The sequence below is a fragment of the Thalassospira sp. CH_XMU1458 genome (genome assembly GCF_037027205.1).
GTDB lineage: Bacteria > Pseudomonadota > Alphaproteobacteria > Rhodospirillales > Thalassospiraceae > Thalassospira > Thalassospira tepidiphila.
The window spans coordinates 189,650-203,347 of sequence record NZ_JAYMDW010000002.1; the positions used below are offsets into that span (position 1 = coordinate 189,650).

General features: G+C 55.9%; 14 protein-coding genes and 1 other RNA gene. 4 read left to right on the top strand and 11 right to left on the bottom strand.

Annotated features, from left to right (window positions below; translation table 11 throughout):
* Positions 1–180 precede the first annotated feature (180 nt).
* On the top strand, positions 181–834 hold the full coding sequence (locus tag WBY09_RS08255) for a peroxiredoxin (RefSeq protein WP_210516806.1): 654 nt from the start codon (positions 181–183) through the stop codon (positions 832–834).
* Positions 835–1,010: 176 nt separating this feature from the next.
* On the opposite strand, the gene WBY09_RS08260 is transcribed toward WBY09_RS08255, so the two are convergent.
* The 11 genes from WBY09_RS08260 to tkt form a co-directional block, all read right to left on the bottom strand.
* Positions 1,011–1,583, bottom strand: coding sequence for a hypothetical protein (locus WBY09_RS08260; RefSeq protein WP_336232475.1), 573 nt, complete (start codon positions 1,581–1,583; stop codon positions 1,011–1,013).
* 145 nt (positions 1,584–1,728) lie between these two features.
* Positions 1,729–2,892 (bottom strand): peptidoglycan -binding protein, encoded by a 1,164-nt coding sequence (locus WBY09_RS08265; protein ID WP_008891358.1) that lies wholly within the window; start codon positions 2,890–2,892, stop codon positions 1,729–1,731.
* 4 nt (positions 2,893–2,896) lie between these two features.
* Positions 2,897–4,081, bottom strand: coding sequence for a hypothetical protein (locus WBY09_RS08270; RefSeq protein ID WP_008891359.1), 1,185 nt, complete (start codon positions 4,079–4,081; stop codon positions 2,897–2,899).
* Between the two features lie 12 nt (positions 4,082–4,093).
* Positions 4,094–5,302, bottom strand: coding sequence for an OmpA family protein (locus WBY09_RS08275; RefSeq protein ID WP_336232476.1), 1,209 nt, complete (start codon positions 5,300–5,302; stop codon positions 4,094–4,096).
* A 267-nt stretch (positions 5,303–5,569) separates the two neighbouring features.
* Entirely contained in the window at positions 5,570–6,379 is an 810-nt protein-coding gene (locus WBY09_RS08280) for an inositol monophosphatase family protein (protein ID WP_197145227.1), read from the bottom strand.
* 54 nt (positions 6,380–6,433) lie between these two features.
* The gene (efp, locus tag WBY09_RS08285; protein ID WP_008891362.1) at positions 6,434–7,000 is read right to left on the bottom strand and encodes an elongation factor P; all 567 of its coding nucleotides are present in this window, start codon (positions 6,998–7,000) and stop codon (positions 6,434–6,436) included.
* 166 nt (positions 7,001–7,166) lie between these two features.
* The gene (gene thiE, locus WBY09_RS08290) at positions 7,167–7,808 is read right to left on the bottom strand and encodes a thiamine phosphate synthase (protein ID WP_210516817.1); all 642 of its coding nucleotides are present in this window, start codon (positions 7,806–7,808) and stop codon (positions 7,167–7,169) included.
* A gap of 68 nt (positions 7,809–7,876) precedes the next feature.
* The gene (locus tag WBY09_RS08295; protein WP_336232478.1) at positions 7,877–8,308 is read right to left on the bottom strand and encodes a hypothetical protein; all 432 of its coding nucleotides are present in this window, start codon (positions 8,306–8,308) and stop codon (positions 7,877–7,879) included.
* 11 nt (positions 8,309–8,319) lie between these two features.
* Complete coding sequence (locus tag WBY09_RS08300) at positions 8,320–9,042, bottom strand: spermidine synthase (protein WP_336232479.1); 723 nt, start codon at positions 9,040–9,042, stop codon at positions 8,320–8,322.
* Between the two features lie 120 nt (positions 9,043–9,162).
* Entirely contained in the window at positions 9,163–10,170 is a 1,008-nt protein-coding gene (gene gap, locus WBY09_RS08305) for a type I glyceraldehyde-3-phosphate dehydrogenase (RefSeq protein ID WP_063087176.1), read from the bottom strand.
* Between the two features lie 113 nt (positions 10,171–10,283).
* On the bottom strand, positions 10,284–12,266 hold the full coding sequence (tkt, locus tag WBY09_RS08310; RefSeq protein WP_008891367.1) for a transketolase: 1,983 nt from the start codon (positions 12,264–12,266) through the stop codon (positions 10,284–10,286).
* Positions 12,267–12,675: 409 nt separating this feature from the next.
* Between tkt and WBY09_RS08315 the strand changes: the two genes are divergently transcribed.
* From WBY09_RS08315 to ssrS, 3 genes are all read left to right on the top strand, one after another.
* Entirely contained in the window at positions 12,676–12,942 is a 267-nt protein-coding gene (locus tag WBY09_RS08315) for a hypothetical protein (RefSeq protein ID WP_063087178.1), read from the top strand.
* A gap of 3 nt (positions 12,943–12,945) precedes the next feature.
* Positions 12,946–13,287 (top strand): cell division protein ZapA, encoded by a 342-nt coding sequence (locus WBY09_RS08320; RefSeq protein WP_120225032.1) that lies wholly within the window; start codon positions 12,946–12,948, stop codon positions 13,285–13,287.
* A gap of 144 nt (positions 13,288–13,431) precedes the next feature.
* A non-coding RNA gene (ssrS, locus tag WBY09_RS08325) (6S RNA) lies at positions 13,432–13,592 on the top strand.
* The last annotated feature ends 106 nt before the right edge of the window (positions 13,593–13,698 follow it).

The following is a 13,698-nucleotide window of genomic DNA, read 5'->3' on the forward strand; positions in this document are numbered from 1 at the left end:
GGGATCTCATGGTGCAGGACCAACATGGTTGCACGAACCAGAAACGGCGTTGCTTGGCGATGTTTTGCGTAAAAAAAACCAACACATGATTGATTTACATCATCGTCTAGGACGAAGAATTAAATAATTATAATGTATTCAAATGGAGTGGACGATATTTCCTGACCAAGGAGCCTGACAATGACTGTATCCCCCCAGATTCGTGTCGGTCTGCCGCGGATCAATGAACCTGCACCGGATTTTACGGCCCCGACCACCGATGGTGTCAAAGCCCTGTCGGACTATCGCGGCAAATGGCTAGTTCTGTTTTCCCACCCTGCTGATTTCACACCGGTTTGCACAACCGAATTTATCGCCTTTGCCAAACATGCCGATCAGTTCGCCAAGCGTAATTGCGAATTGCTGGGCCTGTCGATTGACAGCACCCATTCGCACATCGCCTGGATGCGTAACATCCAGCAGAATTTCGGTGTGGAAATCCCGTTCCCGATTATTTCAGACCTGAAAATGGAAGTCGCCCAAGCCTATGGAATGATCCATCCGGGGGCGGGGGACACGTCTGCTGTGCGTGCGACCTTCATCATTGACCCGGATGGCATGTTGCGCGCCATGGTCTATTACCCGATGAGCAACGGGCGCTCCATTACCGAATGCCTGCGCATGATCGACGCCATGCAGACCAGTGACAAGAACGGCGTTGCCACCCCCGAAGGGTGGCAACCGGGCGACAAGGTTATTGTCCCGCCGGCCCATACCGCCAAGGCTGCCGCAGAACGCGCATCCAATCCCGCCTATGATTATGTGGACTTCTATTTCTGCACAAAGTCCCTCTGATCAAAACCCCGATGTGCGGTCCCGGGGGCAAGGGGCCGTGCAAAGGCAAAACCCCGCCAGAGCAATCCGGCGGGGTTTTGTTCCGTTTGTCAGGCATCACGCGACATCGGTTTGGGAACGCCTGCAATTGCGCCCATCTGGAATGCCGCGCTCAAACTGTTGGTGGTGAACGCGTATCAGACCACGTCACGTTTGGTGGTGGCGTTTGATACGTCATGGGTTTCAATCAGGCGCGCGTCGTGACGACCAAGCACATTCTTGGCGCGTTCCTCCGTCTGCGGATCAGATGTTCTGACCCACAGCAACAAGCCGCCTTGATCAAGCTCTTCTTGCAGTTTGGTGGAGTATTTCTTGCCAACCATTGCGGCAATCACCCCACCTGCCGCGGCACCAACGCCGCCCGCACCGAGGATTGCCGAAATTGTCAGGGCAATCGGGCCACCCGCTGCAATCACCGCACCAGCTGCACCAAAGGCCGCCGCATACATCGGGGCGCCGATCAGTGCGCCTTCGGCATTGCCAATCGGTGTCGGCGTTGTATAGGCCAGTGGTGGCATATCAGGATCGCTGTCGACATCTTCGGCCTTGCGATAAATATGGCCAAGCTTGTCTTCGACGGTTTTCTCGCTCGCAAGAAGGCTAAGCTCCTTTTGCTGATCAAACCCGGCTTGCGCCAGACCATCAGTCGCCAGTTGGAGTGTTTTGATGTCGTCAAAAACGCCAACGGTCTCGCGATGTGTTTTGGTCATTTGGGCCTCCTTTTTGTTGAAAGGCTCATGTGTATTGAACGTAACACAACGCGGATTGGTTCCATTTTTGTTGGATTTCAATGCCCCAAATGAAAACGGCACCCCCAAAAGGGTGCCGTTAAAAGCTGTATTCAGGTGCCTTAACTTACCGCTCGGTAATCTTGAACTCGATCCGGCGGTTGCGGCGATAGGCGATTTCGTCATCGCGGTTATCAAGTGGCTGATATTCGCCAAAGCCTGCGGCAACAAGCCGGTTGGGCGGAACGCCCTGATCGATCAGGAACTTGACCACCGAAATCGCACGTGCAGCCGAAAGCTCCCAGTTCGAGGCGAACTGAAGGTTTCGGATCGGCACCTTGTCGGTGTGGCCATCAACACGCATCACCCAGTCGATGTCATCAGGAATGTCGGCGGCAATCGTGGTCAGCGTTTCGCCAAGTTTGGCCAACTGATCCTTGCCTTCTTCGCCAAGCTCTGCCTCACCCGATCCAAACAAAACTTCGGACTGGAAAACAAACCGGTCCCCGACAACGCGGATATCCTGACGATCGCCCAACACTTCACGCAGGCGGCCAAAGAATTCAGAACGATACCGCTGCAACTCGGCAACCTTGGTGGCAAGGGCCGCATTCAGGCGATTGCCAAGATTGACGATCTGGGCGTCTTTTTCCTCGTTCTCGCGTTCAGACGTTTCAAGCGCGGCTTCGATCCGGGCAAGTTGCTGGCGCAGGGCCAACATCTGCTGATTAAGCGCCGCGACCTGTGCCTTGGCTTCGTCACTGAGGTTCTTCTGTTCTTCCAACTCGGCTGCACGCGATGCCAGAAGGGCCGACAGCTCGTCAATGCGGGTTTCCTGATCAGTGATCTTTTCGCCTGTGGTTTCGCGAAGCTCGGTCAGTTCGGCTTCCTTGTCTTCAAGCGACGCAAGGGCGGCCAGAAGTTTCTGTTCGATCTCATCCGTTGAAAGTTCGGCTGCTGCCAACTGATCGGCAAGGGTGGCAGCACGCGCACGCAGGTCATCACGCTGATCAGCGGTATTGGAAAGCTCGGTCGTCAGCTGGGTGAGTTCGAGTTCCATACGCTGATTGTTGCCACGCTCAAGCGACAGCAAGTTGGTCAGCTCGTTAACCTGGGCGGTCAGATCACTTAGCGCCTCGTCACGCCCGGAAAGGGCCGCACCCAGATACACCTGCGCAATGACAAAGATCATCAGAAGAAAGATGATCACCATCAGAAGTGTGGCAAGTGCATCAACAAAGCCCGGCCAGGTATTTACATCGCGGTTACGACGGCGCGAAAGCCCGATCATTCGATCAGCCCTCCTCGGCGATGGCGGCGATGGTACGGGCGAGGAGCTTGATCTCGCTTCTGATTTCCTGTGTGGATTGCTGGCGGCCCATGGTCAGTTCTTCGCCAATACGGCCAAGCGTATTATCAAGCGAACGGATGTGGGCGCGGGTATTATCATCAATCCCGAAGCTGCCCATTTTCATCGAATCCGCCAGCTGATCGAGGACCGGTTTGAGGTGCATCTGGTTTTCCGCCAGCTTGACCATCAATTGCTGCTCGGCCTTCATCTGATCTGTCAGGGTCGATAGCTTATCCGCCAGATCAATCAGGGTGTTGTGCGATTTGATCTGTGAACTTTCCGACCGCTGGATGGAGTTTTGCAACCCTTCCATATTATCGGCCATCTGTTCGATCAGGGCCGAAAGATACGCCGGAACAGACTGTTCACCATCGGAAATGCCGCCACCCGAACCAAGGCGGGTAAAGCTTGAAAGCCATTCTTCAAGATCATTGAAGAACCGGTTCTGCGCCTGACCGGCCTGCATGTCCAGAAGACCAAGGGCAAGAGAGCCAGCAAGACCAAACAGCGAGGACGAAAACGCCGTTCCCATGCCGCTTAGCGGTTCGGAAAGCCCGTCTTTAAGCTCGGAGAACCAAAGGTCCATGTTGGACCCGCTGCCGACATTGACGTTACTGATAACACCAGCAACCGAGTTCACGGTCTGAAGCAGGCCCCAGAAGGTACCGAGCAGACCCAGGAACACCAAAAGGCCAACAACATAGCGCGACAATTCGCGGCTTTCATCCAGACGGGACCGGATCGAATCAAGGATGGTCCGGGTCGAGGTGGTCGAAAGCTGCGGGCGGTCGCGGCGCTGTTCGGCCATCATGCTGGCCATCGGCGCCAGAAGTTTCGGCGGCACCTGCGATGTCAGGCCCGGGCGGGACCGACGAAAATCCTCGATCCATGTCACTTCGGGCGAGAGGCTTGCGGCCATCCGGAAGGTGTAAATGACACCCACGACAAACACGCCAAGGATCAGGCCATTGAGAACAGCATTGGCCATAAAGGCATCAGACAGCGCCGGGAACAGCAGGGCGCCAACCCCGGCGATGATGGCAACAAAGATTGCCATGCGTGTCAGATAACTACCGGGTTTGGTAATAGGCGGGAGGGATCCCGTACCACTGGCCGAATTGCTGCTCATAGCGGATTAATCCTAGCGTTGAACGGTTTTGATATCGACGCGATCTGCGGGGCCGGACGGAACATTCGCACCCAGGGCACGAACATCAATGCGCGTGGAGCGCACACCCCTGTCAATCAGATAGGAACGCACCTGAAGCGCGCGTGACAGCGACAGACGACGCGCCTTGGAGGCATTCGCCCCATCACCTTGCGCATAGGCCTGCAACTGAATTCGAAGATCTTCATCCTGCCCCATCGTTGCGATCACGCTGTCGAGCTGGCTTCTGGCGGCCGCACTCAGCTCGAAGCTGTCAGCGGCAAAACCAAGGCTGTATTCATCGCCACCGGTGGCCGGCATTGCAGCCGGTGCAGAGGTCTCTGGCGGGATGGATGCTTCTTCAGCTGGTGCCGGTGGCACCGTTGGCGCGGGGGCCGGTTCTGCCATCTCGGTCGCAGGCTGGGTGGTGTCTGGTGCAGGGGCTGCCGGGGGCGCAGGTGTGTCGGAAATTGGTGCGACTTCCGGTGCTGCCGGTACGGGCGCTGCGTTGTTTTCCTCGACCGGGGCAGGCGGTGCCACAGGGGCATCAGACACTTCTGCCGTCTCGGTTGCCGGGGAAGTGGTCGGGGCCGCCGGGGTTGGTTCCGGTGCCGCTGGTGCAACAGTCGGCGCAGGCTCCGGTACCGGAGTTGGCTTGGTCAGCGGCGTCGGTGCGCTGCTTTCGGTCACAGCTGGTGCAACCGGTTTGCTGCGCGGTGCGGCGGTCGGTTCCGGCTGGGTCAGCGCAATGGTCTGGTTTGCGCCATCATCCATGTCCGCGACACGCTGGTTTGCATTTGGGACGACGCCGGGAACACCATAAAATTCTGATTGGGTCGGGAAGGCATTGCCGCCGCCACTTGATCCGTCGATGACAACGGTTTCAAACCCGCCGTCATAGCCAGCATTGCCTGTGGCACTGGCAAACTGCTCAGCGGCGAGGAATGTCGATTTCGGTCGGGTTTCCGGGAAAATCAGATCACCGCCCGGCATGACGATGTGATCGCGCGAAACGGTGGGAGACAGATATTGCGGAACGGTCGGCTGTCCGCCATAGCCATCTGCAACGTCCCAGTTCACCTGAACGCTGCTGTCATTCGAAACGGGGGAGTATTGTTGCGCCGATGCATCTGGCGCAAAGAACACGGTTGTGCCCAGTGCAGCCGTCATCGCAAGCACCGAAATCTTGGAATACCCCATCATCAAATCGCAGGCCCCTTAATACCCTGTGTTTGAAATCGTTTGGTAACGTTGTTCTATTTCACACAGTTTTGTGTCGATCATTAGGCACCCGCAAAACTTTCCGAATGCCCCCCCTTGGTGTCCGTGGGCCCGCAATCAGACCGCACAGTCCCAAGCACCATAGCTTAGAGACAGATGATGGACAACCGCTTTGACCGAAAACGCAAAAGGGGCGCTTCGGCAAATTGCGAAGCGCCCCTTTCAAAAAACAGTAACAAAAGCCGGGTGTTAGCCCGTGATTGCCTTTTTAAGCGTTTTGGCCAGCACCGGCTGGATATAGTCATTGGCTGCAACGACGCTGCCGGTACCAAGCATGTTGGTGCCGCCTTTGTCATCGCGGATATAACCGCCAGCTTCGGAGATCAGGATGATCCCGGCTGCAATGTCCCACGCATTGAGGTGGGATTCCCAATAACCGTCATAACGGCCGGCCGCGACATAGGCCATATCAAGGGCCGCAGCCCCCATACGACGCACGCCGGCACAACGATCCATGACCGAGTGCAGCTGCTTTTCAAATACCGCGTGATCACCATGACCAAGGTGCGGAACACCGCATGCCAGAACGCATTCGTTCAGACGACGACGGCCCGAAACGCGCAGGCGGCGGTTATCAAGAAACGCACCAACGCCCTTTTCTGCCCAGAAGCATTCGTCCTTGGCGACGTCATAGATCATGCCGGCAATGATTTCGTCACCTTTCTGCAGGGCAACCGAAATCGCAAAATGCGGGATGCCATGCAGGAAGTTGGTGGTGCCATCAAGCGGATCAATGATCCAGCGGTGCTCAGGATCGGTGCCCTTGATCTCGCCACCTTCTTCCATAAGGAAGCCATAACCGGGGCGGGAACGCTCAAGCTCTTCACGCAGGCGTTTTTCGGCACGGTGATCAGCCGCAGATACGAAATCTGCCGGGCCTTTCATCGAAACCTGAAGGTTTTCGACTTCACCGAAGTCGCGTTTCAGTCCGTAGGCTGCCTTTTCGACAGCCTTGTACATCACATTGATGTTCGCAGAACGACGGGCGGCGCCTCGCACGGCATATCTCCCGGTGTTTGAATTAAAATGAAAACCAGAGGGCGGGTTTCGCCCTTAGTCCTTGGCACGCTCGATATAGGTGCCTTCAACAGTGTTCACGACAATGCGCGTACCCGATTCAATATGCGGGGGCACCATCACACGAACACCGTTCTCAAGAACAGCCGGTTTGAAAGAAGAAGACTGGGTCTGACCTTTGACAACCGCATCGGCTTCGACAATCTGGAAGACGACATGCTCGGGAAGGGTCACACCAAGCGGCTCACCTTCGAAGGATTCGATGGTCACAACCATACCATCCTGAAGATAGACAGCCGCTTCGCCGACAAGGTCGGCATTTACTGTGATCTGTTCATAGGTTTCGCTGTCCATGAAGGTGATCATGTCACCATCGGCGAACAGATAGGTGTATTCTTTCTGCTCAAGACGAACCTTTTCGACGGTTTCCGAAGCGCGGAAACGCTCGTTCAGCTTGGTGCCGGTACGAATGTCTTTGAGTTCAACCTGGTTAAAAGCACCGCCTTTACCCGGCTTCACAGCCTGGCATTTTACTGCACGCCACAGGGCACCTTTATGTTCGATAAGGTTACCCGGACGGATTTCGTTGCCGTTGATTTTCATGGCACAAACCGTTCTTTCAGATCACAGATTCACAATGCAATAAGGGGCAAGCGCCCCATTTCAGGCGCTCTACCTACCAGTTTGGCTGTTTTGCTGCAAGCAGATTGATCCGGGTTTGCGCGCATAACGCCCCATCATTCGCGCATGGCTGGACCAATGAATGAAATCAGATGTCGGTTGCTGCAATGGCCGCCTTGATGGCTTTCGCACCGGCCTCTGGCCCGTCCGGATGGTTCCAGACGCCACCGGTGACGGCAATGAAGTCGGCACCTGCCAAAACAAGCGGTGCAACATTATCAGCCGTGATACCACCAATCGCTACACAGGGCACCGTGGTAAAGGTCGTCCAGATTTCAAGGATTTCCGGGGTGACGCTGGTTTTGGCTTCTTTGGTTTCGGTCGGATAAAACGCGCCGAATGCGACGTAATCGGCCCCTTTGTCACCAACGATCATTGCCTTGTGGCGACTGTCATAGCACGACACACCGACGATATGTTCTTCGCCCATGATGGCGCGTGCTTCGTCGTAACTTGCGTCTTCTTCGCCGACATGCACCCCGTCGCAGCCCGATTTCTTGGCGATATCAGGACGGTCATTGAGGATCAGCGGAATGTCACGATCCGCACACATCGGAAGGATGGTATCAATCGCCTTGCGGATTTCGTCATCGCTGACATCCTTCAGACGCAATTGCAGGCAATCAACCGCACCGGTATCCAGCACAGATTTCAGCTTCTCACCAAAGGGTGCAAGGTCGATTTTCGGCGGGGTCAGAAGATAAAGACCGGCAAGTTCGTCTGAATTCACGATGATAATTCCTGATGATTTCCTGCGTGTTATGTAACCTTTGACGCTGGTTTTGGCAATTGCCAAGGCTACGGAGCAAGATGTGCAAGCAACCGCTTGTCGAGTTCATGATCGGGCAACAGGTCATCGGCCATCTGATAGATCACATCTTTGGCCGGGAACTCTGTCATGACCAGACAGTTTGTCTGGCCTGCCATATCCCGAAGGTTTTCCAACTGCGGCTCGGGCATCGGATCGACCATCACCGCATCGAGGCCCAGCTCAATTGCGGCCAACGCGCCAGAAACCCGCCCACGACAATCAAGGATCGCCGTGAAATCACATGCCGGGAAGTCTTCACGCACCAGCGTGACCAGATCGGCAAACCACTGTGTCCCGTGCGTTTGCGCAGCATGTTCAGGCGACAGCAACCCAAAGGCACGATCCCCCATCACCCGGCAGGCCGATCTGGCGCCGGTAATGCCATGAATGCGAATGACAGGATCGGGCAGGGGGCTCATTTGCGTGGTTCTTATGCTTTGGTGCGCGCGACATAGACCGTGTTGATATCTTCACGGTCAATCAGCGGGTGTTTGAATTTAATGACATCAGCCCGGATCGTCTCGAACGCGGACCCGAGGTTTTCTTCAAACCACGGTTCGGGCATCTCGGTCGACCACAGGGCAAAAATCCCGCCCGGCACCAGATGGGCGGCGAGCTTTGCCAGACCATCCTTGGTGTAAAGGCGCTTGTGGTCTTCATGCAGGACATTGCCCGGCGAATGATCAACATCCAAAAGGATGGCGTCATGCCGTTTCTCGGGCGCATCCGGGTTCATCCCCGGTGTCTCGGAAAGCGACGCGCCAAAGAAATCGCCATGCACCAGTGCGCAGCGCGGATCATTTGAAAGCTGCTCGCCCAGCGGCAGCAACCCTTGCTGATGCCATTCGATGACCTCGGGCAGGGTATCAAGCACGGTCAGCTTGCCGGTCTTGGGATTATCAAGGGCGGCCTTGGCTGTGTAACCAAGACCAAGCCCGCCAACCACGACATCAAGGTTGTCGCGATCAAGTTCGGCCAGGCCAAGGTCGGCCAGCGCAATCTCGGCATCGGTAAACAGGCTCGACATCAGATATTCTTCATCAAGCTTGATCTCGTAGACATCAATATCAAGGCTCAGCTCGCGTCTGCGACGCAGACTCAGCACCCCCATCGGTGTCGGGCGGTAATCAAGTTCCTTGAAAAGAAGGCTCACGGGCTGGGCTCCTGTTTGTCTTGATAGTCGTGTCACCTAGACAGTGACGGAAAGACTGGCAAAAGAAAAGTGCCCGAAGCAGAACTTCGGGCACTTCGAAAATCTGGAACTAAGCGATGCTTAGAGGAACTTCGCCATGGCGACAGCGGTGTCGCTCATACGGTTGGAGAAGCCCCACTCGTTGTCATACCAGGACAGGATACGAACGAAGTTGCCGTCCATCACCTGGGTCTGGGTCGCATCAAAGGTCGAGCTGTTCGGGTTGTGGTTGAAGTCAACCGAAACCAGCGGTGCTTCGCAAACACCAAGAACGCCTTTGAGCGGGCCGTTTGCAGCTTCCTTGATGGCAGCGTTGACTTCGTCAACCGTGGTGTCACGGCCTGCAACGAAGGTCAGGTCAACCATGGAAACGTTCGGGGTCGGAACGCGGATTGCGGTACCGTCGAGCTTGCCCTTAAGTTCCGGAAGAACAAGGCCAACAGCCTTTGCTGCACCGGTCGAGGTCGGGATCATCGAAAGCGATGCCGCACGTGCACGACGCAGGTCTTTATGCAGGCTGTCCACGGTGTTCTGGTCGCCGGTGAAGGCGTGAACGGTGGTCATGAAGCCCTTGGTGATGCCAACGGTTTTGTTGAGAACATCTGCAACCGGTGCAAGGCAGTTGGTGGTGCAGGATGCGTTCGAAACAATCACGTCATCAGCGGTCAGGGTGTCTGAGTTAACACCGTAAACAACGGTCTTGATGTCGCCCTTTGCCGGGGCGGAAATCAGAACGCGTTTGGCACCTGCGGTCAGGTGTTTGCCTGCGCCCGCTTCGTCAAGGAAGATACCGGTGCACTCAAACGCGATGTCGACTTTAAGGTCGGCCCACGGCAGGTTCGCCGGGTCACGTTCAGAGCAAACCTTGATCGTCTTGCCGTCGATGACGAGGTTTTCGCCTTCGGCTTTGACGTCATTGGCCAGAACGCCATGAACGGAATCATATTTCAGAAGATGTGCGTTGGTGTTGACGTCACCCAGGTCGTTGATGGCAACAACTTCAACGTCGGTGCGGCCGCTTTCAACTATAGAACGCAGAACCAGACGGCCGATACGGCCAAAACCATTAATCGCTACGCGAATAGCCATTCATCCCTCCAAAATTATAATGATTGGTACCTGGGGAGTATCAATCACGGCTTAGGGTAAAGAACCCATAGAAAAAAGGCCGGATCGGCATGTTACCGATCCGGCCCTGTAAATTAAACCAGTTCCTTGGCCGCTTTGACCAGCGCATCGGCGGTGATGCCGAAATGCTCGTAAAGGACCGGGGCCGGTGCCGAGGCACCAAAACCGTGCATGCCGATAACCTTGCCGTTATCGCCAACATATTTTTCCCAGCCAAACACCGAAAGCGCTTCGATGGCAACGCGCGGTGCGCTGCCCAGAACGTCCTTGCGGTATTCCGGCGACTGGGCGTCAAACAGTTCCCAGCTCGGCAGGGAAACAACAGCAGCATTGATGCCGTCTGCTTTGAGTTTCGCCTGCGCGTCCATCGCGATCTCGACTTCCGAACCGGTGGCGATCAGGGTGACCTGACGGTCGCCATCGCAATCGGAAATCACATAACCACCACGCGCGACAAGGTTGTCTTCGCGGTATTCGGTGCGTAGAACCGGAAGGTTCTGACGAGTCAGTGCCAGAACGGTCGGGCCGGTTTCGTTGGTGATCGACATTGCCCATGCTTCGGCGGTTTCAACCGCATCGGCCGGGCGGATCACGGTGACGTTCGGCATTGCGCGCAGCGATGCAACATGTTCGACCGGCTGGTGGGTCGGGCCGTCTTCGCCAAGACCGATGGAGTCATGAGTCATGACGTAAACAACGCGCTGGTTCATCAGTGCCGAAAGACGGATCGCCGGGCGGCAATAGTCGGTGAACACCAGGAAGGTACCGCCATAAGGCAGAACGCCACCATGCAGTGCCAGGCCGTTCATGGCCGCTGCCATGCCGTGCTCACGGATACCGTAGTAGATGTAACCACCTTCATAACCGCCATCAGCGGTGATCGGTGCCTGAACACTGGTCTTGGTGTTGTTCGACCCGGTCAGGTCGGCAGAACCGCCGATCATTTCCGGGATCGCCTTGGTCAGCACTTCGAGAACATTCTCGGATGCCTTACGGGTTGCGACCTTCGGCTTGTCTTCGGTGATCTGTTTTTTGTAGTCGTTGAAGGCTTCGATCCAGTTTTCCGGAAGCTTGCCTTCGATGCGGCGCTCGAACTCGTCTTTCAGGGCTGCTTCCAGACCTTCGAAACGCGAACCCCAGGCATTGAAGTCCTCGGCACCGCGCGCGCCCGCTGAAAGCCATGCGTCACGGACATCTGCCGGGATTTCAAACGGCTCGGAATCCCAGCCGAGTTTTTTGCGTGCACCAGCAAGTTCTTCGGCACCAAGCGGGGAGCCATGCGTTGCCGAGGTGCCACCCTTGGTCGGTGCGCCAAAACCGATTTCGGTTTTGCAGGCAATCATCGACGGCGTGTTGGTGGTTTTGGCTTTGGCAATCGCGGCTTCGATCGCGGCCGGATCGTGGCCGTCGATCTGCTGAACGTCCCAGCCAGCAGCTTCAAAGCGCTTCTTGTGATCTTCCGAGGTCGAAAGCGAGGTCGGGCCATCAATCGAAATGCCGTTGTCATCGAACAGAACGATGAGTTTCGACAGTTTCATGTGACCGGCCATCGAAATGGCTTCCTGGGAAATACCTTCCATCAGGCAACCGTCACCGGCAATCACATAGGTGTAGTGGTCAACAACGCTGTCACCGAAACGGGCATTCATGATGCGCTCGCCAAGGGCGAAACCGACCGAGGTCGCAATACCCTGACCCAGCGGACCGGTGGTGGTTTCAATGCCTTCGCCGTGGCCGTATTCCGGGTGACCCGCGGTGCGGTAGCCCATCTGACGGAAATTCTTGATCTGATCAAGATCGAAGTCTTCGTACCCGGTCAGGTGCAGAAGCGAATAAAGAAGCATCGAACCGTGACCTGCGGACAGGATGAAACGGTCGCGGTCCGGCCAGTTCGGGTGCTTCGGATCGAATTTCAAGAATTTGGTATAAAGAACAGTCGCAACGTCTGCCATGCCCATCGGCATGCCCGGGTGACCGGATTTGGCCTTCTCAACAGCGTCTGCCGAGAGGAAGCGGATGGCATTGGCCATGCGGTTGTGTTCTACTTGCGTCGTCATGTGATGCGGTTCCTGGGGGTTTCGCGGTCGGGCGATGAAAACACTTTTCCATTTATTAACGGAATTCGCGCGGAAGATGCCCTTACAGGGGGCATACGTCAACCGCTTCTATCGAAAATCTGCCATGTTATCTTGATTCAGATTAACCACGCCGCCCTTCGCCATCTCAGATTGGCCGTACTGTTGACCAGTTTAGCGCGCCAGTTCTATGTTTTAACACGCGCAAGGGATCGGGCATCTTTGATGCGGTTTGACTTCGCCGGGGCAAAACGGTTGTTGATCGGAATCTGTGATGTTAAATCAGCCATGATCATGACATCTTCGACAGGTCAGATCGGTTTTCGATGAGTCGCCGCAGACAATCAATGTCTGCGTTCTTTGGGTAAACAGCAAACATTCGGGTAGGGTTATGTCGCGGTTGCAACAGGCAAGTGATCGGCTGAAAGCAGCATTGGAACGTCTGGAAACGGCTGCGGAGTCGGCAATCGAAGCCAAAAGCCAGGCTACAGATGCTGACACGGCAGAGGTTGAAACCCTGCGCGGGCAACTTTCGGCACTCCGCGAAGATTACGACCGGCTTTGCCGCACCACCGAAACGGTTTCAAACCGTCTTGATGGCGCTGTTGATCAGCTCAAACTCGTCCTTGATGAAGAACCCGCAAAGAAACAGGCATAATTCATGGCACAGGTTTCCATTCGTATTAACGGTCGCAGCTACGACATCGCATGTGACGACGGCCAGGAAGAACGCATTCACGCGCTTGCCAGCTATGTCGACGAGCGGGTCAAGGAAATCTCCGATGCGGTGGGCCAGATCGGTGAACAGCGTCTGCTGGTCATGACAAGCCTTCTGATTGCCGACGAGCTCAGCATGGCACAGGAAAAACTCAATTCCGGCCAAAGCCCGGCGGTTGCAGAGGTTGGCAGCCTGTCCGCCGCCGAAGGTGACGCACTGGCAGAAAATATCGAAAGCATGGCCGAACGGGTCGAGGTGCTTGCCGATCGTCTTGGCAAAGGCTGATCGGGCGACTGTTGTCTGCTGCATGGCTGGTGTGATCACGGGCTGAATTCATGCAATCTACTTGAAATTCAGCTGGTCGAGGACTAAGTTCCGGTCGCTGACAGTTTGCGATGCGTCGTTCGCGGCGATCAAGAACCCAGCACAAGGGAGCTGCCCTGTTCGTCAGGTTCGCTAATTCCCGGGGCCGATGCTCATTTCTCTAGGGAGCTGTCCCTGTCGAGGCCGTGGTCTCGTTATACGGCGCCCACCTGCACTCGCAGGTCACGAGGAATTACCAAATGGCCAACGGCAGTGGTGGCTCCCGCTTATTTTGTTTAGGGTCATGACCCTAAAACTCCCTTTTCCATTTCGTGATGCCGGTCATGCGTCCCGGGGCAGGGTGCATTAAACGAAACATGTCTGCCTGCTGGC

Coding starts and splice junctions, on each gene's coding strand:
- WBY09_RS08255 (WP_210516806.1), top strand. CDS start 181: ATGACTGTATCCCCCCAGATTCGTGTCGGTCTGCCGCGGATCAATGAA.
- WBY09_RS08260 (WP_336232475.1), bottom strand. CDS start 1,583: ATGACCAAAACACATCGCGAGACCGTTGGCGTTTTTGACGACATCAAA.
- WBY09_RS08265 (WP_008891358.1), bottom strand. CDS start 2,892: ATGATCGGGCTTTCGCGCCGTCGTAACCGCGATGTAAATACCTGGCCG.
- WBY09_RS08270 (WP_008891359.1), bottom strand. CDS start 4,081: ATGAGCAGCAATTCGGCCAGTGGTACGGGATCCCTCCCGCCTATTACC.
- WBY09_RS08275 (WP_336232476.1), bottom strand. CDS start 5,302: ATGATGGGGTATTCCAAGATTTCGGTGCTTGCGATGACGGCTGCACTG.
- efp (WP_008891362.1), bottom strand. CDS start 7,000: ATGAAAATCAACGGCAACGAAATCCGTCCGGGTAACCTTATCGAACAT.
- WBY09_RS08295 (WP_336232478.1), bottom strand. CDS start 8,308: ATGAGCCCCCTGCCCGATCCTGTCATTCGCATTCATGGCATTACCGGC.
- gap (WP_063087176.1), bottom strand. CDS start 10,170: ATGGCTATTCGCGTAGCGATTAATGGTTTTGGCCGTATCGGCCGTCTG.
- tkt (WP_008891367.1), bottom strand. CDS start 12,266: ATGACGACGCAAGTAGAACACAACCGCATGGCCAATGCCATCCGCTTC.
- WBY09_RS08315 (WP_063087178.1), top strand. CDS start 12,676: ATGTCGCGGTTGCAACAGGCAAGTGATCGGCTGAAAGCAGCATTGGAA.
- WBY09_RS08320 (WP_120225032.1), top strand. CDS start 12,946: ATGGCACAGGTTTCCATTCGTATTAACGGTCGCAGCTACGACATCGCA.